Below are 24,327 nucleotides of genomic sequence, written 5' to 3' on the forward strand. Positions count from 1 at the left end.
TTTGAAACAACCCTCCCCCTTATAAGATCCCACTAACCCCCAAAAACCGCTTTTTTTAGAAACTACCGCTTGCTTTTTGCAAGCTTTCTATATTTATTTTAACAAGCGATTTTTTAAATGCTGCGATCAATACCCAACTAAAAACCAATAGCAAGAGAACGAAATGACATTGTGGCTAAAATAAGATTAAAATAACAAGAAACCTAAAATACATTACAAGTTTTGAAATCCAATGAATGTTTGAAGCGAGAGCTCATAACCCTAAAATCTAGGGCTATAAGCTTGATTTAATGGTGTTCTAAATAAGAAATCACGCTTAAGGCTGCCGTAGCGCCATCGCTTGCAGCGCAAACCACTTGCTTGGGGGCAAAAATGCGAATATCTCCTGCAGCAAACAAGCCCTGAACGTTCGTTTTCATGGAAAAATCCACGACAATAGAGCCGTATTCATCGCATTCGCATAGCATGGAGTTATCTTCTTGCTTCAACACGGCGTTATTCACGTCATAACCCACAAAAATAAAAAGCCCTGGCACGACCAATTCTCTTTTTTCATTAGTGGCTGTGTTTTTAATGCTTAAAGAAGACACGCCAGAAGCATCGCCCTTGATTTCTTCCACCACATAAGGGGTTAAAAACTCAATCTTATCATTGTTTTTAGCATGCTCTAAAGTGATAGGCGCACACCTAAAACCATCTCTTCTGTGAATGAGATAGACTTTTTTGCAGATGTTGGCTAAATAAATCGCCTCTTCTACGGCGGTATCGCCCCCACCAAGCACCGCTACTTCTTTATTTTTGTAAAAGAAGCCATCGCATGTCGCACAAGTGCTCACGCCTTTACCCCAATATTCTGACTCGCCCTTGATGCCTGTGCGTTTAGGGCTACCACCGGTAGCGATAATCACGCTTTTAGCTTCAAAAGTCTTGCCATCTTCTGCCAAGATAACAAAATGAGAACCTTTTTTAGAAACCCTTTGAATAGCGGCCATTTCATGCTTCAAACCAAAGCGAAAGCACTGTTCTTGCCATGGTTGCATGAAATCCAATCCGCTCACCACTTCCTTAACGCCCGGATAGTTTTCAATCTCACTACTGCCAGTGATTTGCCCTCCAGGCATTCCTTTCTCAAATAAAACGGCGTTTTTGACACCGCCTCTAGTGGCGTAAAGCCCCGCACTCAAACCCGCAGGACCACCTCCAATAATCGCGCAATCTATCATGGCTACTAGCCTAGAAGTTTGTTCAATTGCTCTTTTAAAGCGACTTTAGTTTGCACGCCCACCAACTGATGGACAACTTCGCCATCTTTTGTGAATAAAAGCGTAGGAATGCTCCTAATACCAAATTTCGCACTCAATTCTTCTTGCTCATCGGTATTGACTTTGCAAATCTTAGCCTTACCTTGATATTCGCTAGCTAATTCATCAATCACAGGGGATAGCATTTTACAAGGACCACACCATGGTGCCCAAAAATCTACTAACGCAACCCCTTTTTTAATGGTGCTTTCAAAATTTTCTTCAGTTAATTCAATATAGTGACTCATTGGTTACTCCTAAATATTCTATGATTTTGATTAACGAGAATTATATTATCTTAAGAATGTTAATGAAATCGTATTGATTTTGGATAAAAATCTAAAAAGTGATATTTTCTAAAAGCTCAAATTTACCATTTTTCACAATAAGGGCGTCAATGCAAAAATCGCTATTGGGATCTTTTTGAGACAAATAACAGTGGATCGTTTTAATCATCTTTTTTAATTTGTTCGGCGTGATCGCATAAATGGGATCAAAATTTTCCCCACTTTTGACTTCAATGAAATGCAAAACCCCTTTTTTCAAAGCGATAATATCAATTTCGCCAAATTGTGAAAAAAAGTTCCTCTCCACCATTTCAAAACCCAGCGTTTTTAAAAACCCACAAGCTTCTTCTTCAGCCTTTAAGCCCTTTTCTCTGTGTTTGTTATTCAAAAAACGCATTCAATTTTCCAAACGGATCATTTTAGGGGTATCCAACACGCTTTGTAAATTTTCAAGCTCTTTAAGGGCGTTCAGCATAGATTTTTCGTTGGTGGTGTGCGTGGAAAATAAGATTTTAGCCTTGTTGGATTGCGGGATTTCTTTTTGCAAAACATTGTTGAGCGAAATATCATTTTGGGCTAAAATCGCGCTGATTTGAGAAAAAACCCCTTTTTCATCGCTCACTAACAAGCGCGCATAGTAAGCGCATTGGATTTCTTCTTTGGGTTTTAGGGGGAGTTTTTGAGGGGTTTCAAAGCCCAGCATTAGAGAGCTTTTTTTCCTTGCGATTTCTATAATATCGCTAATGACCGCGCTTGCGGTAGGCTCTCCCCCAGCCCCAGCTCCATAATACAAAGTCTCGCCCACCTTATCCCCTATAACGCTGATAGCGTTCATCACCCCATCCACTTTAGAGAGCATGCATTCGTTTTTAATCATGCTTGGATGCACTCTTAATTCAATGCAATCCTGGTGTTTTTTAGCGATGCCTAAAAGTTTGATGCTATAACCAAACTCTTTAGCAAACTCCATGTCGTCTGGCTCTATTTTTTCAATGCCTTCAATCAAGATTTCTTCTAATTTCGCGTCAATGCCATACGCTAAAGACGCTAAAATCAATAATTTGTGCGCCGCATCAATGCCCTTAATGTCAAATTCAGGGTTCAATTCCGCATAGCCTAAATGCTGCGCGTCTTTCAAAGCGTCCTTAAAGCTCGCTTGATTTTTAAACATCTGGCTTAAAATATAATTGCTCGTGCCGTTTAAAATCCCTTTAAAAGAAAGGATGTGATTAGCGCTCAAGCCGTCTTTTAAAGCCTTGATAATAGGGATACCCCCACACACGCTCGCTTCAAAGCCTATGGGGGTGTTTTTAGCGATTTGTTCTAATTCATAGCGGTGGTACGCTAACATGGCTTTATTGGCTGTAACGAAGGCTTTTTGTTTGGCTAAAGTTTTTTTAGCTAAAAGATAAGGCGCTTCCACCCCACCCATAAGCTCCACGACAATATCAATTTCTTTATCTTCTATTAGGCTTTCTAAATCATCACTGATTTCAAAAGCATAGCCTTTGTGCTTTTTCACGTCTCGCACCACCGCTTTTTTAATTTTAATTTCCACGCCGGCCCTGTCTTTGATGATTTCTTGATTTTCTTGTAAGATTTTAGCGACCGCGCTCCCCACACACCCTAAACCCACAAGCCCTATATTCAATCTTTTTTTCATGCTTTTTCCTTTATTTTCGTTTTCTTAAAACGGCGTTTTTTTCTTGCTCGCTCGCTTTTTCTATCGCTTCAAAACTCCCAAAATAATCCAACAATTTTTTCACGCTGGCTTCTCCTATACCCTTTTCTTTTAAAAGAGCGATTTGTTTCATGTTTTTAAGTTTAGTGGATCTGTGGAAGTTTATCGCATACCGGTGGCTTTCATCGCGCAATTTTTGCACCCATTGCAAGCGTTTGTCGCTAGGGAGCAATTTAAAAGTATTACTAATCGTATGGATAATGTCTTTAGCGCCCCCTTTAGAACGATAAGCCTTAGAATCCCTTTTTTCTTTAGAAATAGCGATCACTTCTACAAAACTCCCGCTGCTTTTTAAGATTTCTAAAGCGATGTTTAATTGCGCCCTCCCTCCATCTATCACCCACAAATTAGGCGGTGGCTCTTTAGCAAAGTCTAAGGCTCTTCTGGTGAGCAACTCGCTCATTTGAGTGTATTCGTTAGAGCCTTTTAAATGGTAGCGCCGGTAAGAGTTTTTTTGAAAGGCGTTATTTTCATACACGACCATTCCTCCCACGCATTGGCTGTTGGCATGGTGGCTTGTGTCAAAGATTTCCACCCTATAAGGCACGCACTCTAAATTGAAAAGCGAGCGCACCTCTTCTAAAATCCGATCTTCATTAGAGGTTTTTTCTTGGCTAAAAATCTCTTGAGCGTTTTTCATAGCGATTTCTATTAAAGCGAGCTTATCGCCTTTTTTAGGGATATTAAGAGCGATTTTTTTAGAATATTGATGAGAGATAAATTCTTGCAATTCTTTAAGCGTTTCATTAGAGCAAGCGCTCAATAAGATCTGTTCAGGCATTAAAGGCAAATGCGATTGGTAATGATTGATAATGGCTTGTTTCATCGCTTCATCAGTGTCAAACCCATTAAGAGAGTGGATTTTTTCAAACGCTGAAGAAATGATTTTACCCCCACGCATAAACATTTTCACCAACACCGCCTTATTGCTTGCGTCATAAAAAGCAAAAATATCCAAATCATAGAGTTTGGCCAAATCCATGCAAGTGAAAGGGGCGATTTTTTGGATTTTAGCTATCCTGTCCCTGTAAATGAGAGCTTCTTCAAAACGCAAGTTACTAGAAAGGCGCTCCATTTTTAATTCAAGCTCCTTGATGAGTCTGTCTTTATTTTCAATCATTTCTAAACATTTTTTAGCGATTTTTAAATACTCTTCTTTGGTGATTTTATCCTCGCATGGGGCTTTACAACGCTCTATTTGATAAAACATGCACGCCTTTTTATCTTTGATGCAATTTTTCTTTTGAACCAACGGGAGCAATTCATACAAGCTGTCCAAAATATCCTTAGCCCCGCTCGTAAAAGGGCCAAAATATTTAACGCCAGGCTGTTTTAAAATTTTTCGTGTGATTAAAGGGATAGGGAAATCAGTGGAAAAATCCATGTAAATATAAGGGTAAGTTTTATCGTCTCTTAAAAGAATGTTGTATTTGGGCTTGAGCTGCTTGATTAAAGAATTTTCTAAAATCAAAGCGTCTTGCTCGTTTTCCACTAAAATGGTTTCTAAAAAAGCGATTTGTTTGACCATCATTTGGATGCGTAAGCTTATGCGATGATTGGGCGTGATTTCATTATTGCGGATAGAAAAATAGCTTTTGATGCGTTTTTTTAAGTTTTTCGCTTTACCGATATAGAGTAATTGGCGGTTTTTATCAAAATATTGATACACGCCACTGCTATTAGGAAGGTTTTTCAAACTGGACAATAAATCAGCCATTCATTCCTCAAAAAAACTTCGTTGGTAGTGGATCAAAGCGCGCGCTTTTTCAAAACATTCATGCAAACGAGCGTCTTTAATGGGGTTATGGAACAACCCTAAAGCGCTAGGGCGAAAAAAACGGGCTTGTTTTTTAATGGGGGCATAAAAATTGGCTTTTTTTAGCGCGTCTTTAGGCACATAACCTAAAATTTCTAACCCATTCAACCCGTCAAACCCATAAGCATGCCCTTGCGTGTTCAAAAAATGGCTGATTTCTTTAGCGAATCGCTGGTTAAATTCTTTAGAAGCCCAAAGATCTTTAAACGCAAAAAGCAATTTAGAGTCTTTTATAAAGATAAAAAGCAAATTTTCTTGTAAACTTAAAGGCATAAAAACCTTAAGCTTTTTGAGTTTCAAAAGAGTTTCAAGCTTTTTATAAGACTTTTTTTGAATGAGTAAGGAGAAAATATTTTGTTCCATAAACTGATCTTAACATGCTTTTTAACGCTTGTGGCAATAACGATTCAAGCTTGCGGCTATAAAGCCCCCCCATTCAATGAAAAACCCGCTAAAAAAACTTCAAACAGCTCTAATTCTTCTATGCAAACGCCCACCAATAACACCACGCCAGAATTTTTAAACGAGCCTTAAAATCATTGCTCTTATTTAAGGGCTTTGATTTCTAGGGTTTTTGTGGCTAACTTTTGCGCTTCTTTCTCATCATGCGTTACCATAATGAAAGTAGCACAAGAATTTTGGTGTATCTCTTTGATGAGATCCTGTAAATTCTTACGATTTAAACTATCTAAAGCGCTAAAAGGCTCATCTAATAAAATGAGTTCTGGTCTGTGGATAATCCCCCTAATAATGCCCACTCTTTGGGCTTGCCCCCCACTCAATTCATTAGGGAATTTATCCATAAGGCTCTCATCTAACCCCATTTTTAACGCTAAGGCTTTGGCCTCTTTTTGAGCGACTTGTTTGTTTATGCCTTGTAAATTAAGGCAAAAGGTCATGTTTTGTAGAGCGTTTAAATGAGAAAATAAGGAATTGCCTTGAGCGATATAGCCTATTTTTTGGCGTAAAAAAGCGTTATTTGAAAGGGTCTCATTAAAGATTTTAACGCTCCCCAAACTGGGTTTTAAAAGCCCTAAAATCAAGCCCAAAAGCGTGCTTTTACCGCTCCCGCTCTCCCCTAAAACGCATAAAAAATCCCCTTTTTCAATGCTTAAATTGAAATCCTTAAAAACAGCGCGATTGTGGTAGTTAAAAGACACATTCTCTATTGTAACGATTTCTTTCATGCTATAACCCCAAGCTTTCTAAAAAATCTTTAGCTACGATTTGAGGGCTTTTTTTCAACACTTCCACCTGATAGTTTAAATCCTGCATCGTCTCATCGTTAATTTTTGAATCCAATTTTTCTAAGATTTCTAGTGCTTCAGGATACTTTTTTACTATTTCTTTTCTTATAACAATACCGGCCTGATAATTAGGGAAAAACCCTTCATCGTCCTTAAGCACCTTTAAATCCAACTCTTTGATTTGAGCGTCTGTGGTGAAGACATCTAAAGCGTTGATTTTATGGGATTCAAAACTTTTATAACGCAAATTAATATCCATTTCATGCAAACTTCTAAAATGAAAGCGATAAGCTTTCACTAAGCCCTTAAAAGCGTCCTCTCTTTCAAAAAAGTCAAACTCCGCTCCAAAATCAAAATTGGGGCTATGAAAGGCTAAATCGCTGAAAGTTTCAATCGCGTATTTTTGAGCGTCTTCTTTAGAAATCGCTAAAGAATAGGTGTTATTAAAGCCCAAAAGCCCCACCCACAAAAGATTAAATTCCTTCTCATAACGCTTTTTAATCGTTTTAAAATCCACTTTTTGAGTCAAAGGGTTTTTGAGCGTGTTCACCCAAGCGGTGCCGGTATATTCCACATACAAATCAAAATCGCCCCTAATTAATGCCGGATGGATATTCATCGTCCCCCCACCAATGCCAAACGCTCGCTTGATAGGGATATGGTGTTTTTCTAACAAAAGGCTTAAAATCTCGCCCAAAATATACTGCTCGCTGCTAGGTTTTGTAGCCACGACTAAGGGTTTTTCTTCTATGGCGTTTCTAGGAATGAGCCATAAAGCGCTCGCTAGCAATAACAAAAGAAACACCGCTAAATTAATATAAACTCTTCTTTTATGTTTTTGGGTGGCGTTTTGAGAAAATAGGCGTTGCAAGGCGTTTTCATGCTGAAAGACGCTCACAAATTTATCCGCTAAAACGCTAAAAAGAGCAATAATCAAGCTGCCAGCCACTAAAAGCGTGGTGTTTTGCGTGTTTAGCCCTCTAAAAATCGCCTGCCCTAAGCCTCCAGCCCCAATGAGCGCTCCAATCCCAGCCATCGCCACTAACATCACCACCGCAATCCTTAAACCCACTAAAATTTGGGGGATAGCGAGCAAGAATCGCACTTTAAAAAACAACTCTTTGGGGTTACACCCTAGCCCAATAGCGGCCTTAATCACCTCTTCTCTCACCTCTTTTAAAGCGTTATAAGTGCTATGGACAATGGGTAATAAGCCGTATAAGACCAACACTAAAAGCGCGTTTTTTAACCCCACCCCAATCACAGGAATGAATAACGCGAATAACGCAAGCGATGGGATGGTGTAGAGGAAATTCACCACAGGGAGCAAGAACGCCCTGGCCTTTGAATTATAAAACACAAAAACCCCAATCAAAACCCCAAACACCAGCACGATAAGACTAGAAAGCGCAACGATGATAAAATGCTGCGCGATCAAATCTATAAAGTAAATGAAGCGATTATGAAATTCTTTTATCAAATATTTTACCACGCTTATTTTTAACGCCATGGCAACCAAATGCTGGATAACCATACCTACAGAATGGAGCAACCAATCATACAATTCTTTGATCAATTGTTTAAAAACGCCCATGTTTGGCATTATAACCAAACTTATTTGAATAAAGGGGTTTTAAAACGCTAAAGGCATTCTTTAATGTGGTTGCAGGTTAAAACTGAAAGGTGCGTTTGCCTAAATTGGTGCTTACTTCTATCCATAGTGGCTGGTTTTCGCATAAAATTTCATAGGCTACGCTTTGATTCCTCACTAAAGAAACGCTTTTAGGCGTGGGGTAGAGCGAGCAAGAACGCCCTTGATTGATGTCAATTTTTAAAATAACCACGCTCTCCACCACAGCGCTCACCTTCAAATAATACGACTCCCTAGCCCCTTGCCATTCTAAATAGGGCGTTTCTTGGGGGACAATCTCTAAAGCCACTAAAGGGCTTTGAGCCAGTTTTAAGCGCGTTTTTTGCTCCTGCTCTTTTAGTTCTTGTTCTCTGTTGATCCCCTTATCAATCAAATCAAAAAGGTTTGAAGAAGCGTCCTTTTCTCTAGCAATAAGGCTCGCTAACAACAAAAAGATTAAAAGATAATTTTTATTCATGCGATTCATTCTTGCTGTTTGTGGGGATTGAATTCTTCATCTAAAATAGAATGGATCTTACTCAAATCGTTCGCATCGGTTGAAAAAAAGATTTCCACACGATTGTTTTTCATTCTGTTTTCTAGGGAGTCATTAGGCGCGATAGGGTTGGTAGAGCCATAAGAAGAAAAAGACAATTGGTTAGGATCCACGCCGTATTGTATAAGGACTTTCATCACCCTATAAGCGCGATTGGCGGCTAATTCATAGTGGTTTTTAAAACGGGTTTTAGTTAAAGGCGTATTATCCGTAAAACCTCTCACATTGATATGCACCCTTTTAGGGAGTTTTTGAATGATTTTAGCGATCCGTTCAATATAGAGCATCATGTCTTGATTGATAGCGTCTGATGTAGCGTTTTCAAACAACAAACTAGAGGGGAGTTTTAAAACAGAGCCTTGATCAATTTGCTCTAAAACACTGCCTTCGCCTTTGCGAGCGATAGTAGCTTTTGTTTCGGTATTTTGCGAAGCCGGCTTGGAGCTTTCGCTCGCCATTTGCTCTTCTTCTTTCCCTGAATCAGGCGGGATCACTACAACCGGCTGCATCGCCTCTGGCTTGGGAGCGTAATTAAAAATCTTAATAAATTCGGTTTTTAAGGCTTCCACTTTGGATTTATTGACCGCTGAAATGGCATAAAGAGCGATAAAAAGCGCGAGCAACAACGACAAAAAGTCCGCATAAGGAACCGCCCATTTTTCGCCAGCGGGGCATTCGGTGGGTTTGTTTTTCTTAGCCATGTTTAGCCCTCAAATTGAGATTTTTTAGGCTCACCGGGAGCGATATAGTTTAAGAGTTTGTTTTCTAAATCCCTTGGGTTTTCCCCATTAGCGATGCCTAAAATCCCCTCTAAAAGAACGGTTTTTTCTTTAATAATGTCTTTAGACTTAGCCTTGAGCTTATGCCCAAAAGGGCCAAAAATCGCATAAGAACACATAATCCCTGTAACAGTAGCCGTAAATGCCCCAGCGATCCCTGCTGCCATTTCAGCCGGGTTGTCTAGTTTTTGCAAGGCCAACATAAGCCCCATAACCGCCCCCACTAACCCCATAGTAGGAGCGGTCTCACCGGCAGTCTCCCAATAATGAGCGGCGCCGTGGTAATACTCTTCCATTTCTTCAATGCTGATTTCTAAACTTTCCTTAACGGATTTTAAATCCTTGCCATCTATGATCATAGACAAGCCGTTACGGGTGAAATCGTCTTCAATTTGCGCCACTCGCCCCTCTAAACTCAATACCCCATCTTTTCTAGCTAAAGTGGCTAATTCCACTAAATTTTTAATGGTTTCGTTCAAATTGATTTTAGGGTTTAAAAAAACAATTTTTATCTCTTTGTAAGCGGCTTTCACGTAACGAGCATGCGTGCCTGTCATGGCGGCAAAAAGCGAAGTAGGCACGATGATAATGACTGAACTCAAATGGATAATGTGCAACGGGTTGCCATCTTCTAAAATATCGCCTAACGAAATAGAAGCGACCGCCAATACCAAGCCTAGTATGGTTGATAGATCCAAAACTTACCCCTTAATCTAAATTTCATAATCTTGTAAATGCGTGATTTTATGCGTGCCACAAACCCTACATTCAGGGTTTTTAGGTGCTTGAATTTTTTTAAAATCCATCGTTTTAATATCGGCTATAAGTAAAGTATTTATAAGTAAAGTTTCAAACCCTAAAAAATATTTAAGGCATTCGCTCGCTTGGATACACCCTAAAACCCCGGGCAAAACCCCAAAAAGCCCTGAAAGAGGATTTAATCCTTTTTTAGGAGGCTTATCAAAAATACACGCTAAGCATGCGCTATTAGGTAAAACGCTCATGCTTTGCCCCCTGTATTTTAAAACCCCGGCATGCGAATAGGGTTTTTGGGCCAACACGCAAGCGTCATTGATCAAAAATTTAGCGTTAAAATTGTCCGTGGCGTCTATGATAAAATCATAAGGCTCTATGAGAGGAAGAGCGTTATGAGCCTTAAAGCGTTCTTCAAAGGTTTCTATTTCAATACCCGCATTGAGTTGTTTTAAGCGCGCTTTCGCGCTAGAGGTTTTAGAATGGTTTAAAAAATCCTGTGAATGGATGATTTGGCGTTGCAAATTACTCATACCCACCACATCAAAATCCACAATGCCTATTTTTCCTACCCCAGCGGCACACAAATACATCAAAACCGCTGATCCAAGCCCTCCGGCTCCAATGACTAAAACGCTAGATTTTAAAAGCTTCAATTGGCCTTCTTCGCCCACATCTTCTAGCATGATATGGCGCAAATAACGCTCTTTGTCTAGCCGGCTTAACAATTAAGCCATCCTTGAAACCCAAATTTTAGAATGCTCTCTTTCGGCAAAAAAACTTGTTTTATCCCCATGCCCTGGATAAATCTCTATGTCTTTAGGGAAATCTAAATTTTGAAACCTTAATAGGGACTCTTTCATGTCTTTTTCATTAGAATAAGGGAAATCATAACGGCCAATGCTGCGATAAAAAATAAAATCCCCGCTAAAAATCACCCCTTCTATTTCTATGATAGAGCAACCGGGCGTGTGTCCGGGAAAATGCCAGTATTTAATGGTAGTGTTTGCTATCTCTAAAGTGGTGCAACCCTTATTGCAAGGCACGCTAAAATTGGGGCTAAAAACCGGCATGCCTAAATGGAAAATATCATTTTCTAGCATGAACACATCGTCTTTTGGGGCGTAAATGGGGGTGTCTTTAAGGGCTTTTGACAATTGAGCGCTATCCCACACATGATCATAATGCCCATGCGTGATTAAAATCGCCTTAGGGTTCTTGGCGTTTTTTAACACCCATTCACTGCTAGAAAATCCGGGATCAATAATAAAATCCACCCCACTAGAAAGCTTCACAATATAAGCGTTTTCTTCCACCGCCCCACATTCTCGCCTTAAAATTTCCACACTACTAACTCCCTACTAAATTAGCTTAAAAAGTCTTTATTATTGAATATCATAGCGCAAAAATAAGGCGATTTTGACTAGAATAGCGCTTCTATTATTGTTGGTTAAGATGAGTTTGAATGAAAGGAAAATCGTGCGTTCGTTTGGGAATTACATGCAAGAGTGGCTTTATGGCGAAAAAGGGTATTACAGAAAGGCGCTAATCGGTCCAAAAGGGGATTTTTACACTTCGGTGTCTTTGAGTAAGTTTTTTGGGGGTGCTATGGCGTTTTATATCATCAAGCTTTTAGAAGAAGAAAAATTATTTTTGCCTTTAAAGATTGTAGAAATTGGCTCTCATCATGGGCATTTTTTGAGCGATATAGCCAGTTTTTTAAACGCTTTGAGCGTGGGCGTAATGGAAAAATGCGAGTTTGTCAGCTGTGAGCCTTTAAGGGAATTGCAAAAACTCCAACGAACCATTTTCAAACAAGCCACGCAATTGGATTTGATGATCTGCGATCTGAAAGATCTAGATTTCAAGGGGCATGAAAATGCGTTTGTTATCTCTAATGAATTGTTTGACGCGTTCGCTTGCGAGATCATTAAAGACAATCAAATGCTTTTTATTACCCATGATCATCAGGGCGTTTGGGGCAATATTGATGAACCCACTAAAGAACTTCTTAAAAATTTGAATTTAAAACAAGGGTGCGCGCCGTTGTTTTTAGAGGCTTTTATTAAGGATTTGTTAGAAAAATTGAATGAGGCTTCTTCTTGGGTGTTTTTGAGCTTTGATTATGGCGATGAAGTAGAGCGAAAGGACCTGCATTTAAGGGCTTTTAAAAACCACCAAGCACTAGATTTTAAAGATATTTTAAACAATTTAGCTTCTTTGTATCAGCAAAGCGATTTGACCTATGATGTCAATTTTTCTTTGGTGCGCTTTTTGTTTGAAAAACACCACGCGCAATTTTCATTCTTCAAATCGCAGGCTAACGCTTTGCTGGATATGGGGCTTATGGGATTGTTGGAGGTATTTTCAAAGAGCGTGAGTTATGAAAGGTATTTAAAAGAAGCGGCTAAAATCAAGCCCCTAATTAGCCCTGGGGGTTTGGGGGAGCGTTTCAAAGCGTTAGAGTTTGTGAAAAAAAATAAAATATAAATTAAAAGCATTTTGACAATCTAATAATAATTAATAATAATAATAAAGAGTTTGTGTATTTTTAAAGGGGGAAAGGTAAGAGCATCAGGACATTTTAATGAAAAAGTTTATTATAAGTTATAGTAAAGAAGGAAGGAATATTTTCGCCTTTTGCTCTTACCTTCGCCGAGCATTATACCAAAAAAAAAAAAAAACGATGTTATTTGAACTTTATTTTTAACATTCTTTTTGACTTTTTTAAAATGAAACAATTTTTGATCGTATTTATTTAAGATTGGTATTAAAAAGAAAGAATTGCTATAATTTAAAACAATTTAAATCTATTGATGGGATAAAAGGGGTTTTTTGAAAATTTTTCTTTCTTGCAAGTCTTTGTTGATCCAAAGGAGTTTGGAATTTTATTTGAGCGATTGTCTTTCTCCTATGGAAGTTTGCGATCTTGTTTTAAGCGATAATGAAAAGCTAGAAACCAATAAGCCCCTATGCTTTATAGAAGAGTGCTTAAGAAAGCCTTTCACTAAACAGAGCGTGAAAGAAGATATAAAAAATTTTTATCACGCTTTAAAGACGAGCGAAAAACCTTGCGAAGAAATCCAATTTTCTAAAGAGCAAAAGATTCAGCAATTGCTAGAAGAATACACTCAAAAATTATGCCAAATCATCAGCCAGTAAAAAAATTTAAGATCATTGGGGGGGCTTGTAAGGGATTAGGCTTGAATTTGCCTAACATTTCTAGCACGCGCCCCACCAAAGCGATCGTAAGAGAGTCGTTTTTTAACACCTTGCAAGCAGAAATTAGGGGAGCGCATTTTATAGAAGTGTTTTCAGGCAGCGCTTCTATGGGTTTAGAGGCTTTGAGTAGGGGGGCAACAAGCGCGGTGTTTTTTGAGCAAAATAAAAGCGCTTATGCCACGCTTTTAGAAAATATTTCCCTCTTTAAAAACCGTTTAAAAAAAGAAATGGAAATTCAAACCTTTTTAGATGACGCTTTCAAGCTTTTGCCCATGCTGCGCTTAAAAAATGGCGTTTTGAATATTATTTATTTAGATCCTCCTTTTGAAACAAGCGGATTTTTAGGGATTTATGAAAAGTGTTTTCAAGCTTTAGAAAGGTTATTGAAACGCTTTAATCCAAAAAATCTTTTAGTGGTTTTTGAGCATGAAAGCATGCATGAAATGCCTAAAAGTCTTGTAACTTTAGCTATAATCAAACAGAAAAAATTCGGGAAAACCACTTTAACTTATTTTCAATAGGAATAGGCATGGCAGAAGAACAAGAAAATACCGCACAACAACCCCAAAAAAAAAGCAAAGCCCTTTTATTTGTCATTATTGGAAGCGTGTTAGTGATGCTTTTATTGGTGGGAGTGATTATCATGCTGCTTATGGGGAATAAGGAAGAATCTAAAGAAAACGCTTCTAAAAACACCCAAGAAGTTCAAGCTAATCCTATGGCGAACAAAAATCAAGAAGCTAAAGAAGGCTCTAATATCCAGCAATACCTAGTGCTTGGGCCTTTGTATGCGATTGATGCGCCTTTTGCGGTGAATTTGGTCTCTCAAAATGGCAGACGCTACCTTAAGGCTTCTATTTCGTTAGAATTGAGTAATGAAAAGCTTTTGAATGAAGTCAAGGTTAAGGACACAGCGATTAAAGACACGATTATAGAAATTCTGTCGTCTAAAAGCGTGGAAGAAGTGGTTACTAACAAAGGCAAAAACAAGCTTAAAGACGAGATTAAGAGCCATTTGAATTCGTTTTTGATTGATGGTTTTATTAAAAATGTCTTTTTCACTGATTTTATCATCCAATAATTTTAAATGATTGGCATAGATATTGTTTCTATTGCTAGGGTAGAAAAGTGCGTAAAACGCTTTAAAATGAAGTTTTTAGAGCGTTTTTTATCGCCAAGTGAGATTATTTTATGCAAGGATAAATCCAGTAGTATCGCCGGGTTTTTCGCACTTAAAGAGGCTTGCTCTAAAGCCCTTCAAGTGGGTATTGGTAAGGAATTGAGCTTTTTGGATATAAAAATCTCTAAAAGCCCTAAAAACGCCCCCTTAATCACCCTTTCTAAAGAAAAAATGGATTATTTCAACATCCAAAGCTTGAGTGCGAGCATCAGCCATGACGCTGGTTTTGCGATAGCGGTTGTAATGGTTTCTTCGTCAAATTTATAAATAACGCATTCTAAAATTCCCGTAACATTCTGTTTTTAAAAAGCGCTTAACAGCTGTTTGCAAAAAAATAAAAAACACTAAAAACCTTTTTCAAATCGTTTTGATAACAAATTGCAAATAAAAAAAATCAAACTTCAAAATTTAAGCTAATTATAATAATTATTTTTATAATATGCATCGGTTTGAATTAAATGAGAAAGGTTATCATAATGAATGGTTATTTGAGGGTAAAAACCCCTTATTTTTTAATATTGGGTGCTTTGACTTTTTGGACTTTTAATTCTTTTATGATCGCAAAAGATAAGCACCATTTTTTAAAAAAAGTTACAACCACCGAGCAAAAATTCAATTCCAGCGCCCCGCTTTCATGGCAAAGCGAAGAGGTGCGTAATTCCACAAGCTCTCGCACGGTGATTTCCAACAAGGAACTCAAAAAAACGGGTAATTTGAATATTGAAAACGCTTTGCAAAATGTGCCAGGGATTCAAATCAGAGACGCTACAGGCACGGGCGTGTTGCCTAAAATTTCAGTGCGCGGTTTTGGTGGGGGCGGTAACGGGCATAGCAATACGGGCATGATTTTAGTCAATGGTATCCCCATTTATGGCGCGCCGTATTCCAATATTGAATTGGCGATTTTCCCTGTAACTTTCCAGTCAGTGGATAGGATTGATGTGATTAAGGGGGGAACGAGCGTCCAATACGGCCCTAACACTTTTGGAGGCGTGGTGAATGTCATTACTAAAGAAATCCCAAAAGAGTGGGAAAATCAAGCGGCTGAAAGGATCACTTTTTGGGGGCGATCCTCTAATGGGAATTTTGTCGATCCCGAGGAAAAAGGCAAGCCTTTAGCCCAAACTTTAGGCAATCAGATGCTGTTTAACACTTATGGGCGAACGGCTGGAATGTTGGGTAAGTATATAGGCATTAGCGCCCAAGGCAATTGGATTAATGGGCAAGGTTTTAGGCAAAACAGCCCCACAAAGGTGCAAAACTACTTGTTGGATGCGGTTTATAAGATTAATGCGACCAATACTTTTAAAGCTTATTACCAGTATTATCAATACAATTCTTACCATCCAGGCACTTTGAGCGCGCAAGATTACGCCTATAACCGCTTCATGAACGAACGCCCTGACAATCAAGATGGAGGGCGAGCCAAGCGCTTTGGGATCGTGTATCAAAACTACTTTGGCGATCCGGATAGGAAAGTGGGGGGCGATTTTAAATTCACTTATTTCACGCATGACATGAGCAGGGATTTTGGGTTTTCTAACCAATACCAAAGCGTGTATATGAGCAGTCAAAACAAGATTTTACCTTTTAAGGGAAAGGGAGAAATCAGCACGACTAACCCTAATTGCGGTTTGTATTCTTATAGCGACACGAATAGCCCTTGTTGGCAATTTTTTGACAATATCCGCCGATTCGTAGTGAATGCCTTTGAGCCAAAACTCAATCTCGTTGTCAATACCGGTAAAGTCAAGCAAACTTTTAATATGGGGATGCGGTTTTTAACCGAAGATTTATACCGCCGATCCACCACCAGGAAAAACCCTAGCGTGCCTAATAATGGGAGTGGGTTTGATGCAGGAACTTCACTCAATAATTTCAACAATTATACCGCTGTGTATGCCAGCGATGAAATCAATTTCAATGACGGCATGCTAACGATCACGCCGGGCTTGAGATACACTTTTTTAAATTACGAAAAAAAAGACGCTCCCCCTTTTAAAGAAGGTCAAACAGGAAAAACTATTAAAGATCGTTATAACCAATGGAATCCGGCGCTGAATATCGGCTATAAACCCATTAAGGATTGGTTGTTTTATTTCAACTATCAAAGAAGCTATATCCCGCCCCAATTCAGCAATATCGGTAGTTTTGTAGGCACAAGCACGGATTATTTTCAAATCTTTAATGTCATGGAAGGCGGCTCAAGATATTATTTTAACAACCAAGTGAGTTTTAACGCGAATTATTTTGTGATTTTTGCGAATAATTATTTTACCGGGCGCTATGGGGATAATAAAGAGCCGGTCAATGCGAGATCGCAAGGCGTGGAGCTGGAATTGTATTACACGCCAATTAGGGGGCTTAATTTCCATGCGGCTTACACTTTCATAGACGCTAATATCACCAGCCACACAATGGTTACTAACCCTGCTAATCCTAAAGGGCCTAAAAAAGATATTTTTGGCAAAAAGCTCCCTTTTGTAAGCCCGCACCAATTCATTTTAGACGCGAGTTACACTTACGCTAAAACCACGATTGGGTTGAGCTCTTTCTTTTATAGCCGCGCTTATACAGATGTGTTAAACACCGTGCCTTTCATTCAATACGTGCCCACGATTAAAAACGGGGCTATCACTACAAGAACAGCGGGCATGACGCCGTGGTATTGGGTGTGGAATTTGCAAATTTCTAGCGCTTTGTGGGAACGCAAAAATCAAAGCGTCAATGCGAGCTTGCAAATCAATAACATTTTTAACATGAAATATTGGTTTAGCGGGATAGGCACTAGCCCTAACGGGAAAGAAGCCGCGCCTCCCAGAAGCATCACAGCGTATGTGAGCTATCATTTTTAAGGCTTAACGTTTATGGCTGTAATGGCTTGAGCAGTTGGGTATAAAAAACAACCTTTTGTTTTAAATGATCTCTTAGAGCGCGGTAATTAGGGCAAAAGGTTTGAACGCAACGCCAGAAATTTTTGGAATGGTTTTTGTGGATCGTGTGGGCGAGCTCATGGATGATGACGTAATCAATCGCTTCTTTTGGGGCGCAAACCAATAAAAGAGCGAAACTCAAGCGGTTATGATAAGAGCAGCTCCCTAAAACTTTGGCGTTGTTCCTAACACTAAAACCGGTATAGGAAGTTCGCATTTTTTGAGCGATCAAGGGGAGTTGTTGCTCCAAATAAGTTTTTAAGATTTTTTTAAGCTCTGTTAGGGTGTAATCGTTGGCGTTTTTTTCCTCATCAAACACAAGGATTTTGTTTTGATAGGTTTCTAGGTGCGAGTGTAAAAGGGAGTATTTTTCTTGCATGGCTGAAAGGGTTTTTTGTAGCCAAGCTTTCTGTTCTTTTAAAAAAGCATGCGCTCTATTTTGAGAGCAAGAATCAGGCATTTTTAGAATCACTTCTAAAGAGGGCGTGATATTCAAGCTTAGGGTTTTGATCTTTTTACTTTTTTGAATGGTAATAGGAATATCATCTAACATAATGCGTATTTTACTAAAATTTGCGCTAGAATGTGAGTCTGTTTAATATTGATTTTATTTGCATTAAGAATTAAGGCTAACATGCGTGTTTTTATTATTCATTTAAGCCCAAAAACCTGTCAAAATTTTTCTTTAAAAGAAACTCATATAACCCCCCTTTTAGAGAACCTTAAACTTCAAGGGATCTCTTATGAAATTTTTGATGCAATCTATTCTAAAATCTCTCCCACTCAATTACACCCCTTGATTTTAGAGCATTTGCACCCTTCTTTTATGGTTGAAGATTTATGGGCTTTTTGTAAGAATGAAAAACACCCCCCTTGCGCGTTAAAAAATTTCTTTTACGCGCTCAAGCATTGCGGGAAGAGGATGGGGTTTGGGGAGCTTGGGTGCTATGCGAGCCATTATTCCTTGTGGCAAAAATGCATAGAGCTCAATGAAGCGATCTGTATTTTAGAAGACGATATTATTGTAAAAGAACATTTTAAAGAGAGTTTGGAATTTTGCCGCCAGCACATCAACGAGTTAGGCTATATCCGCTTGATGCATTTAGAAGAAAATGTGGCTAAACAAAAAACTCCCGTTAAAGGGGTTTCTCAAATCTTAAATTTTAAAGATGGCATTGGCACTCAAGGGTATGTTTTAGCCCCAAAAGCCGCGCAAAAATTGTTGAAATACAGCGCGAAAGAATGGGTGATGCCTATAGATTGCGTGATGGATAGGCATTATTGGCATGGGGTCAAAAATTATGTGTTAGAAGAATTTGCGATCACTTGCGATGAGATGAACGCTCAAAACTCCAACACAGAAAAACAAAGGCCTAAAAAATTACCTTTAAGCATTAGGATTGGCCGTTTTTTACACAAAAGCGCGATTCAACAATGGAATATTTTGAAATCGTTTTTTCCTAATCATATAATCAAGTGATAATCGTTATTAAACATGCTATATTTCTTGTTTTTATAATCTAAATTAAGTTTTAATTTGAATTAGACTAGGGGGAATGAGACTTTAGGGAGTTAGAATGATCTTAAGAAGAGTTACTGAAGCTTTAGAAGCGTATAAAAATGGCGAAATGCTTATTGTTATGGATGATGAAGACAGAGAAAATGAAGGGGATTTGGTTTTAGCCGGGATTTTTTCTACCCCTGAGAAAATCAATTTCATGGCTACGCATGCTAGGGGGTTGATTTGCGTGTCTTTGACTAAAGATTTAGCGAAAAAATTTGAATTACCCCCTATGGTTAGCGTGAATGATTCTAACCATGAGACCGCTTTCACGGTGTCCATTGACGCTAAAGAAGCCAGAACTGGGATTTCTGCTTTTGAAAGGCATCTAACGATTGAATTATTATGTAAAGACACCACCAAACCGAGCGATTTTGTGCGCCCGGGGCATATTTTCCCTTTGATTGCAAAAGATGGAGGCGTGCTAGCGCGCACCGGTCATACTGAAGCGAGCGTGGATTTGTGCAAATTAGCTGGATTAAAGCCGGTGAGCGTGATTTGTGAAATCATGAAAGAAGACGGCTCTATGGCGAGGAGAGGGGATAAATTTTTGAGCGACTTTGCCCTTAAGCACAACCTTAAAACCCTTTATGTCTCTGATTTGATTAGCTATCGTTTGGAAAATGAAAGTTTATTGAAAATGTTTTGCCAAGAAGAAAGGGAATTTTTAAAACACCAAACGCAATGCTACACTTTTTTAGATCACCAGCAAAAAAACCATTACGCTTTTAAATTTAAAGGCGCAAAAACCCATGATTTAGCCCCTTTAGTGCGTTTCCACCCTATCAAAGAGGATTTTGATTTTTTAACGACTGATGCGTTTGAAGTGTTTTTTAAAGCGTTAGAATATTTAAAGCGCGAAGGGGGCTATTTGATCTTTATGAACACCCATTCTGAACAAAACAATATCGTTAAAGATTTTGGGATCGGGGCGTTAGTGTTAAAAAATTTGGGGGTAAAGGATTTCAGGCTCTTAAGCTCTTGTGAAGACAGGCAGTATAAGGCTTTGAGCGGGTTTGGGCTTAAGCTTGTAGAAACGATTAGCCTTTAAAAGGCTTGTTAAGTTTTATTGAATGTGTTGTAATGTTTTTAAGATATAATAAACTCTTTTTAAGTCAAGCAATAAAGTTTGCAACCTGATGAGAGTAATAATAGAGTTTATGCTGATTTCATTAAAAACATTCCTAAAAATATTATTGAAAATATTCCTAAAAACTTTCCAAAAGATTTGGGTAGTTTGCGTTATTATTTGGGGGTTAGGCTGTAGTTTTTTAAACGCTAACAGCATTCAATTAGAAGAAACGCTCAGACGAAGTCCTAAAAATCTTATTTGGCAACACTTTAAAAAGAAGTTTAAAAAGAGCAATACGATCCCTTATGCCCCAAATAGCCGTTGGAAATATTTAGGCACAAGTATAGGGATTTTGGGCGTGTCGTTGGTGATAGGGATTGTGGGGTTGTATCTCATGCCAGAGAGCGTAACGAATTGGGATAGAGAAAAGTTTGGGATCAAAAGTTGGTTTGAAAATGTCCGCATGGGGCCAAAACTAGACAACGATAGTTTTATTTTTAATGAAATTTTGCACCCTTATTTTGGGGCTATGTATTACATGCAACCGCGCATGGCTGGGTTTGGTTGGATGGCATCAGCGTTTTTTTCTTTTATCACTTCCACGCTTTTTTGGGAATATGGCTTGGAAGCGTTTGTGGAGGTGCCTAGCTGGCAGGATCTAGTGATCACGCCTTTATTAGGCTCCATTTTAGGGGAAGGGTTTTACCAGCTCACGCGCTACATCCAACGCAACGAAGGCAAGCTTTTTGGCTCTTTATTTTTAGGGCGTTTAGTTATCGCTCTTATGGATCCTATCGGTTTTATCATTAGGGATTTAGGGCTTGGGGAAGCTTTAGGGATTTATAATAAACATGAAATCCGTTCTAATTTAAGCCCTAATGGTTTGAATTTGACTTACAAATTTTAAGAATTTAAAATTTAAGAAAATTATAAAGAGTTTTGATAGAATACCTTTTTTTAAAAGACGCGTTTTAAAACTAATTTTAGGAGTATCCTTGAAACGATTAGAAGTCTCTAACCAAGCCAAATTACCCACTCAATTTGGGGAGTTTTGTATCCAGTGTTTTAGAGAAAAGGGTTCTAATGGATCTAAAGATCATTTAGTCATTTTCACCCCTAATTTTTCTCAAAACCCTTTAGTGCGTTTGCATTCAGAATGCTTAACGGGTGATGCTCTAGGCTCTCAAAAATGCGATTGCGGGGGGGCGTTGCAAATGGCGTTAGAAAGGATTTCTAAAGAAGGGGGGCTAGTGATTTATTTGCGCCAAGAAGGGCGTGGGATAGGGCTATTTAACAAAGTCAATGCCTACGCTTTACAGGATAAAGGCTATGATACCATTCAAGCCAATGAAATGATAGGGTTTAAAGACGATGAAAGGGATTATAGTGTTGCGGGTGAAATTTTAGAATATTACGGCATTAAAAAAATGCGCTTACTCACAAACAACCCTAAAAAAATCGCCGCTTTAGAAAAATACGCTGAAGTAACAAGAGAGAGCTTGATCGTGTGCGCTAACGAACACAATCAAGGGTATTTGGAAGTTAAAAAGCTCAAAATGGGGCATTTATTGTGAAAATTATGAGCGCTTTAAAGAGGTTTTAAAAATATTAAAATCATGCTTTAAAAGATTGAATATAAGGGTAAATGATGGTAGAAGTGCGATTTTTTGGACCCATAAAAGAAGAAAATTTTTTCATCAAAGCGAATGATTTGAAAGAATTAAGAGCGATTTTACAGGAAAAAGAGGGCCTAAAAGAGTGGTTGGGCGTTTGCGCGATAGCCCTTAATGATCACTTAATAGACAATTTAAACACGCCTTTAAAAGATGGCGATGTGGTAAGTTTGTTGCCACCGGTTTGTGGGGGCTAGGTGTTAAAAATCATTCAAGGGGCATTGGATACTGACAAGCTTTTGAAAGCCTATCAAGAGGAAGCTTGCATTAAAAACTTTGGAGCGTTTTGTGTGTTTGTGGGGATTGTGAGAAAAGAGGATAACATTCAAGGCTTGAGTTTTGATATTTATGAAGCGCTATTAAAGACTTGGTTTGAAAAATGGCACCATAAAGCCAAAGATTTGGGCGTGGTGTTAAAAATGGCACACAGCGTGGGCGATGTTTTGATAGGACAAAGCTCATTTTTATGCGTTTTAATGGGAAAGAATAGAAAAAATGCCTTAGAACTATACCAAGATTTTATTGAAGATTTTAAGCGTAACGCTCCTATTTGGAAATACGATTTGATTGATAATGAACGCATTTACGCTAAAGAAAGAAGCCACCCTTTAAAAGGGAGTGGGCTTTTAGCTTGAAAAGGAGTTAAAATGCAAACGATTCATATAGGCGTTTTGAGCGCGAGCGATAGAGCGTCAAAAGGGATTTATGAAGATTTAAGCGGGAAAGCGATACAAGAAGTGATGAGCGAATACCTGCTCAATCCTTTAGAATTCCATTATGAAATTGTCGCTGATGAAAGGGATTTGATTGAAAAATCGCTGATTAAAATGTGCGATGAATACCAATGCGATCTAGTCGTTACCACAGGAGGCACAGGCCCTGCTTTAAGAGACATAACCCCAGAAGCCACAGAAAAAGTGTGCCAAAAAATGCTTCCTGGTTTTGGAGAGCTTATGCGAATGACTAGCTTAAAATACGTGCCTACAGCGATCCTATCGCGCCAGAGCGCTGGCATCAGGAATAAGAGTTTGATCATCAATCTTCCTGGTAAGCCAAAAAGCATTAGAGAGTGTTTAGAAGCGGTTTTTCCAGCGGTTCCTTATTGCGTGGATTTGATTTTAGGGAATTACATGCAAGTGAATGAAAAAAACATTCAAGCGTTTCGCCCCAAACAATAAGGTAAAAAATGCCGCTCACTCATTTGAATGAAGAAAATCAGCCTAAAATGGTGGATATAGGGGATAAGGAAACCACTGAAAGAATCGCTCTAGCAAGCGGTCGTATCAGCATGAATAAAGAGGCTTATGACGCTATTATCAATCATGGCGTCAAAAAGGGTCCGGTGTTACAGACTGCTATTATTGCTGGGATTATGGGGGCTAAAAAGACAAGCGAGCTCATTCCCATGTGCCATCCAATCATGCTCAATGGGGTGGATATTGATATTTTAGAAGAAAAAGAGACTTGCAGTTTTAAACTCTATGCGAGAGTCAAAACTCAAGCTAAAACGGGCGTGGAAATGGAAGCGCTAATGAGTGTGAGCGTAGGGCTTTTAACCATTTATGACATGGTGAAAGCCATTGATAAGAGCATGACAATTAGCGGTGTGATGTTGGAGCATAAAAGTGGAGGCAAAAGTGGGGATTACAACGCTAAAAAATAGAAAAAGACTGATAATCTAAAGATGTTAGGGTAAAATAACATTTTGACAACAAAAGCGTGTTGGTTGCTTCGTATTTGTTGTTATAGAAGTCTGAAATATTACAATCAAGGATAGAACGATGAAAACAAATGGTCATTTTAAGGATTTTGCATGGAAAAAATACCTTTTAGGCGCGAGCGTGGTGGCTTTATTAGTGGGGTGTAGCCCGCATATTATTGAAACCAATGAAGTCGCTTTGAAATTGAATTACCATCCAGCTAGCGAGAAGGTTCAAGCGTTAGATGAAAAGATTTTACTTTTAAAGCCAGCTTTCCAATACAGCGATAATATTGCTAAAGAGTATGAAAACAAATTTAAGAATCAAACCACGCTTAAAGTTGAAGAGATCTTGCAAAATCAGGGCTACAAGGTTATCAATGTGGATAGTAGCGATAAAGACGATTTTTCTTTTGCGCAAAAAAAAGAAGGGTATTTGGCTGTCGCTATGAATGGCGAAATTGTTTTACGCCCCGATCCTAAAAGAACCATACAGAAAAAATCAGAACCCGGGTTATTATTCTCTACCGGTTTGGATAAAATGGAAGGGGTTTTAATCCCGGCCGGGTTTATTAAGGTTACCATACTAGAGCCTATGAGTGGGGAATCTTTAGATTCCTTTACGATGGATTTGAGCGAGTTGGACATCCAAGAAAAATTCTTAAAAACCACCCATTCAAGCCATAGCGGAGGGTTAGTTAGCACTATGGTTAAGGGAACGGATAATTCTAATGACGCGATCAAGAGCGCTTTGAACAAGATTTTTGCAAATATCATGCAAGAAATAGACAAAAAGCTCACTCAAAAGAATTTAGAATCTTATCAAAAAGACGCCAAGGAATTAAAAGGCAAAAGAAACCGATAAAAACAAATAACG

The 24,327-nt window shown here is 38.7% G+C and carries 30 protein-coding genes; 16 read left to right on the forward strand and 14 right to left on the reverse strand.

Annotation, left to right across the window (positions count from 1 at the left end; translation table 11 throughout):
- Positions 1 to 287: 287 nt before the first annotated feature.
- The 6 genes from trxB to EXS92_RS07080 all read right to left on the reverse strand — a co-directional run bounded on the left by trxB (position 288) and on the right by EXS92_RS07080 (position 5,508).
- Entirely contained in the window at positions 288 to 1,223 is a 936-nt protein-coding gene (trxB, locus tag EXS92_RS07055; RefSeq protein WP_165515998.1) for a thioredoxin-disulfide reductase, read from the reverse strand.
- A 5-nt stretch (positions 1,224 to 1,228) separates the two neighbouring features.
- On the reverse strand, positions 1,229 to 1,549 hold the full coding sequence (gene trxA, locus EXS92_RS07060) for a thioredoxin (protein ID WP_000020206.1): 321 nt from the start codon (positions 1,547 to 1,549) through the stop codon (positions 1,229 to 1,231).
- A gap of 91 nt (positions 1,550 to 1,640) precedes the next feature.
- Positions 1,641 to 1,985 carry a YraN family protein gene (locus EXS92_RS07065; RefSeq protein WP_165515999.1) on the reverse strand — a complete coding sequence of 115 codons (345 nt, stop codon included), beginning with the start codon at positions 1,983 to 1,985 and terminating at the stop codon, positions 1,641 to 1,643.
- On the reverse strand, positions 1,986 to 3,251 hold the full coding sequence (locus tag EXS92_RS07070; RefSeq protein WP_021173632.1) for a homoserine dehydrogenase: 1,266 nt from the start codon (positions 3,249 to 3,251) through the stop codon (positions 1,986 to 1,988).
- Between the two features lie 10 nt (positions 3,252 to 3,261).
- On the reverse strand, positions 3,262 to 5,046 hold the full coding sequence (uvrC, locus tag EXS92_RS07075; protein WP_165516000.1) for an excinuclease ABC subunit UvrC: 1,785 nt from the start codon (positions 5,044 to 5,046) through the stop codon (positions 3,262 to 3,264).
- Positions 5,047 to 5,508 carry a hypothetical protein gene (locus tag EXS92_RS07080; protein ID WP_000437179.1) on the reverse strand — a complete coding sequence of 154 codons (462 nt, stop codon included), beginning with the start codon at positions 5,506 to 5,508 and terminating at the stop codon, positions 5,047 to 5,049.
- Between EXS92_RS07080 and EXS92_RS07085 the strand changes: the two genes are divergently transcribed.
- Complete coding sequence (locus tag EXS92_RS07085; protein ID WP_000468793.1) at positions 5,500 to 5,679, forward strand: hypothetical protein; 180 nt, start codon at positions 5,500 to 5,502, stop codon at positions 5,677 to 5,679. The genes EXS92_RS07080 and EXS92_RS07085 overlap by 9 nt on opposite strands.
- Positions 5,680 to 5,690: 11 nt before the next feature.
- Here the strand turns inward: EXS92_RS07085 and egtV are convergent, their stop codons facing one another.
- The 7 genes from egtV to EXS92_RS07120 all read right to left on the reverse strand — a co-directional run bounded on the left by egtV (position 5,691) and on the right by EXS92_RS07120 (position 11,456).
- Positions 5,691 to 6,332 (reverse strand): ergothioneine transport ATP-binding protein EgtV, encoded by a 642-nt coding sequence (gene egtV / locus EXS92_RS07090; protein WP_165516001.1) that lies wholly within the window; start codon positions 6,330 to 6,332, stop codon positions 5,691 to 5,693.
- A gap of 1 nt (position 6,333) precedes the next feature.
- On the reverse strand, positions 6,334 to 7,995 hold the full coding sequence (gene egtU / locus EXS92_RS07095) for an ergothioneine transport permease/ergothioneine binding protein EgtU (protein ID WP_165516002.1): 1,662 nt from the start codon (positions 7,993 to 7,995) through the stop codon (positions 6,334 to 6,336).
- A 67-nt stretch (positions 7,996 to 8,062) separates the two neighbouring features.
- Positions 8,063 to 8,509: a hypothetical protein gene (locus EXS92_RS07100; protein WP_001081239.1), complete on the reverse strand. Its 447-nt coding sequence runs from the start codon at positions 8,507 to 8,509 to the stop codon at positions 8,063 to 8,065.
- On the reverse strand, positions 8,506 to 9,279 hold the full coding sequence (motB, locus tag EXS92_RS07105; protein WP_165516003.1) for a flagellar motor protein MotB: 774 nt from the start codon (positions 9,277 to 9,279) through the stop codon (positions 8,506 to 8,508). Before motB ends, EXS92_RS07100 begins: the two co-directional genes overlap by 4 nt.
- A 2-nt stretch (positions 9,280 to 9,281) precedes the next feature.
- A complete protein-coding gene (gene motA / locus EXS92_RS07110) occupies positions 9,282 to 10,055 on the reverse strand; it encodes a flagellar motor stator protein MotA (protein ID WP_000366185.1) in 774 nt (257 codons plus the stop codon).
- A gap of 15 nt (positions 10,056 to 10,070) precedes the next feature.
- Positions 10,071 to 10,838, reverse strand: a complete 768-nt coding sequence (locus EXS92_RS07115; RefSeq protein ID WP_165516004.1) for a HesA/MoeB/ThiF family protein — start codon at positions 10,836 to 10,838, stop codon at positions 10,071 to 10,073.
- Positions 10,839 to 11,456, reverse strand: coding sequence for an MBL fold metallo-hydrolase (locus tag EXS92_RS07120; protein WP_165512918.1), 618 nt, complete (start codon positions 11,454 to 11,456; stop codon positions 10,839 to 10,841).
- Between the two features lie 133 nt (positions 11,457 to 11,589).
- Between EXS92_RS07120 and EXS92_RS07125 the strand changes: the two genes are divergently transcribed.
- The 6 genes from EXS92_RS07125 to EXS92_RS07150 all read left to right on the forward strand — a co-directional run bounded on the left by EXS92_RS07125 (position 11,590) and on the right by EXS92_RS07150 (position 17,367).
- Positions 11,590 to 12,600, forward strand: a complete 1,011-nt coding sequence (locus EXS92_RS07125) for an SAM-dependent methyltransferase (RefSeq protein ID WP_165516018.1) — start codon at positions 11,590 to 11,592, stop codon at positions 12,598 to 12,600.
- Positions 12,601 to 12,945: 345 nt separating this feature from the next.
- A complete protein-coding gene (locus EXS92_RS07130; protein WP_165516005.1) occupies positions 12,946 to 13,272 on the forward strand; it encodes a dihydroneopterin aldolase in 327 nt (108 codons plus the stop codon).
- Entirely contained in the window at positions 13,251 to 13,853 is a 603-nt protein-coding gene (gene rsmD / locus EXS92_RS07135) for a 16S rRNA (guanine(966)-N(2))-methyltransferase RsmD (RefSeq protein ID WP_165516006.1), read from the forward strand. Before EXS92_RS07130 ends, rsmD begins: the two co-directional genes overlap by 22 nt.
- 8 nt (positions 13,854 to 13,861) lie before the next feature.
- Entirely contained in the window at positions 13,862 to 14,413 is a 552-nt protein-coding gene (fliL, locus tag EXS92_RS07140) for a flagellar basal body-associated protein FliL (protein ID WP_000797032.1), read from the forward strand.
- A 6-nt stretch (positions 14,414 to 14,419) separates the two neighbouring features.
- On the forward strand, positions 14,420 to 14,779 hold the full coding sequence (gene acpS, locus EXS92_RS07145; protein ID WP_165516007.1) for a holo-ACP synthase: 360 nt from the start codon (positions 14,420 to 14,422) through the stop codon (positions 14,777 to 14,779).
- A gap of 209 nt (positions 14,780 to 14,988) precedes the next feature.
- A complete protein-coding gene (locus EXS92_RS07150; RefSeq protein ID WP_165516008.1) occupies positions 14,989 to 17,367 on the forward strand; it encodes a TonB-dependent receptor family protein in 2,379 nt (792 codons plus the stop codon).
- A 10-nt stretch (positions 17,368 to 17,377) separates the two neighbouring features.
- Here the strand turns inward: EXS92_RS07150 and EXS92_RS07155 are convergent, their stop codons facing one another.
- Complete coding sequence (locus tag EXS92_RS07155; protein ID WP_165516009.1) at positions 17,378 to 17,998, reverse strand: M48 family metallopeptidase; 621 nt, start codon at positions 17,996 to 17,998, stop codon at positions 17,378 to 17,380.
- Between the two features lie 81 nt (positions 17,999 to 18,079).
- On the opposite strand from EXS92_RS07155, the gene EXS92_RS07160 reads away from it, so the two are divergent.
- The 9 genes from EXS92_RS07160 to hpaA all read left to right on the forward strand — a co-directional run bounded on the left by EXS92_RS07160 (position 18,080) and on the right by hpaA (position 24,315).
- Entirely contained in the window at positions 18,080 to 18,925 is an 846-nt protein-coding gene (locus EXS92_RS07160) for a glycosyltransferase family 25 protein (protein WP_165516010.1), read from the forward strand.
- 97 nt (positions 18,926 to 19,022) lie between these two features.
- A complete protein-coding gene (locus EXS92_RS07165; protein WP_000603430.1) occupies positions 19,023 to 20,057 on the forward strand; it encodes a bifunctional 3,4-dihydroxy-2-butanone 4-phosphate synthase/GTP cyclohydrolase II in 1,035 nt (344 codons plus the stop codon).
- A 151-nt stretch (positions 20,058 to 20,208) separates the two neighbouring features.
- On the forward strand, positions 20,209 to 20,985 hold the full coding sequence (locus EXS92_RS07170) for a DUF3943 domain-containing protein (RefSeq protein ID WP_238701918.1): 777 nt from the start codon (positions 20,209 to 20,211) through the stop codon (positions 20,983 to 20,985).
- A gap of 88 nt (positions 20,986 to 21,073) precedes the next feature.
- Positions 21,074 to 21,652, forward strand: a complete 579-nt coding sequence (ribA, locus tag EXS92_RS07175; RefSeq protein ID WP_000825028.1) for a GTP cyclohydrolase II — start codon at positions 21,074 to 21,076, stop codon at positions 21,650 to 21,652.
- A 74-nt stretch (positions 21,653 to 21,726) separates the two neighbouring features.
- Positions 21,727 to 21,948: a MoaD/ThiS family protein gene (locus tag EXS92_RS07180; RefSeq protein WP_000230573.1), complete on the forward strand. Its 222-nt coding sequence runs from the start codon at positions 21,727 to 21,729 to the stop codon at positions 21,946 to 21,948.
- Complete coding sequence (locus EXS92_RS07185) at positions 21,949 to 22,386, forward strand: molybdenum cofactor biosynthesis protein MoaE (RefSeq protein ID WP_165516012.1); 438 nt, start codon at positions 21,949 to 21,951, stop codon at positions 22,384 to 22,386. It abuts the gene before it with no gap.
- A 12-nt stretch (positions 22,387 to 22,398) separates the two neighbouring features.
- Entirely contained in the window at positions 22,399 to 22,929 is a 531-nt protein-coding gene (mog, locus tag EXS92_RS07190; protein WP_078264732.1) for a molybdopterin adenylyltransferase, read from the forward strand.
- Positions 22,930 to 22,937: 8 nt separating this feature from the next.
- Complete coding sequence (gene moaC, locus EXS92_RS07195) at positions 22,938 to 23,414, forward strand: cyclic pyranopterin monophosphate synthase MoaC (protein WP_001131535.1); 477 nt, start codon at positions 22,938 to 22,940, stop codon at positions 23,412 to 23,414.
- A gap of 118 nt (positions 23,415 to 23,532) precedes the next feature.
- Entirely contained in the window at positions 23,533 to 24,315 is a 783-nt protein-coding gene (hpaA, locus tag EXS92_RS07200) for a flagellar sheath lipoprotein HpaA (protein ID WP_021176660.1), read from the forward strand.
- The last annotated feature ends 12 nt before the right edge of the window (positions 24,316 to 24,327 follow it).

Source organism: Helicobacter pylori, assembly GCF_011175115.1.
Taxonomy (GTDB): domain Bacteria; phylum Campylobacterota; class Campylobacteria; order Campylobacterales; family Helicobacteraceae; genus Helicobacter; species Helicobacter pylori_DF.

Bases quoted from the DNA above. Each gene is read 5' to 3' on its own strand.
- trxB (WP_165515998.1), bottom strand. From the start codon at position 1,223: ATGATAGATTGCGCGATTATTGGAGGTGGTCCTGCGGGTTTGAGTGCG.
- trxA (WP_000020206.1), bottom strand. From the start codon at position 1,549: ATGAGTCACTATATTGAATTAACTGAAGAAAATTTTGAAAGCACCATT.
- EXS92_RS07065 (WP_165515999.1), bottom strand. From the start codon at position 1,985: ATGCGTTTTTTGAATAACAAACACAGAGAAAAGGGCTTAAAGGCTGAA.
- EXS92_RS07070 (WP_021173632.1), bottom strand. From the start codon at position 3,251: ATGAAAAAAAGATTGAATATAGGGCTTGTGGGTTTAGGGTGTGTGGGG.
- uvrC (WP_165516000.1), bottom strand. From the start codon at position 5,046: ATGGCTGATTTATTGTCCAGTTTGAAAAACCTTCCTAATAGCAGTGGC.
- EXS92_RS07080 (WP_000437179.1), bottom strand. From the start codon at position 5,508: ATGGAACAAAATATTTTCTCCTTACTCATTCAAAAAAAGTCTTATAAA.
- egtV (WP_165516001.1), bottom strand. From the start codon at position 6,332: ATGAAAGAAATCGTTACAATAGAGAATGTGTCTTTTAACTACCACAAT.
- egtU (WP_165516002.1), bottom strand. From the start codon at position 7,995: ATGCCAAACATGGGCGTTTTTAAACAATTGATCAAAGAATTGTATGAT.
- EXS92_RS07100 (WP_001081239.1), bottom strand. From the start codon at position 8,509: ATGAATCGCATGAATAAAAATTATCTTTTAATCTTTTTGTTGTTAGCG.
- motB (WP_165516003.1), bottom strand. From the start codon at position 9,279: ATGGCTAAGAAAAACAAACCCACCGAATGCCCCGCTGGCGAAAAATGG.
- rsmD (WP_165516006.1), top strand. From the start codon at position 13,251: ATGCCAAATCATCAGCCAGTAAAAAAATTTAAGATCATTGGGGGGGCT.
- fliL (WP_000797032.1), top strand. From the start codon at position 13,862: ATGGCAGAAGAACAAGAAAATACCGCACAACAACCCCAAAAAAAAAGC.
- acpS (WP_165516007.1), top strand. From the start codon at position 14,420: ATGATTGGCATAGATATTGTTTCTATTGCTAGGGTAGAAAAGTGCGTA.
- EXS92_RS07150 (WP_165516008.1), top strand. From the start codon at position 14,989: ATGAATGGTTATTTGAGGGTAAAAACCCCTTATTTTTTAATATTGGGT.
- EXS92_RS07155 (WP_165516009.1), bottom strand. From the start codon at position 17,998: ATGTTAGATGATATTCCTATTACCATTCAAAAAAGTAAAAAGATCAAA.
- EXS92_RS07160 (WP_165516010.1), top strand. From the start codon at position 18,080: ATGCGTGTTTTTATTATTCATTTAAGCCCAAAAACCTGTCAAAATTTT.
- EXS92_RS07165 (WP_000603430.1), top strand. From the start codon at position 19,023: ATGATCTTAAGAAGAGTTACTGAAGCTTTAGAAGCGTATAAAAATGGC.
- EXS92_RS07180 (WP_000230573.1), top strand. From the start codon at position 21,727: ATGGTAGAAGTGCGATTTTTTGGACCCATAAAAGAAGAAAATTTTTTC.
- mog (WP_078264732.1), top strand. From the start codon at position 22,399: ATGCAAACGATTCATATAGGCGTTTTGAGCGCGAGCGATAGAGCGTCA.
- moaC (WP_001131535.1), top strand. From the start codon at position 22,938: ATGCCGCTCACTCATTTGAATGAAGAAAATCAGCCTAAAATGGTGGAT.
- hpaA (WP_021176660.1), top strand. From the start codon at position 23,533: ATGAAAACAAATGGTCATTTTAAGGATTTTGCATGGAAAAAATACCTT.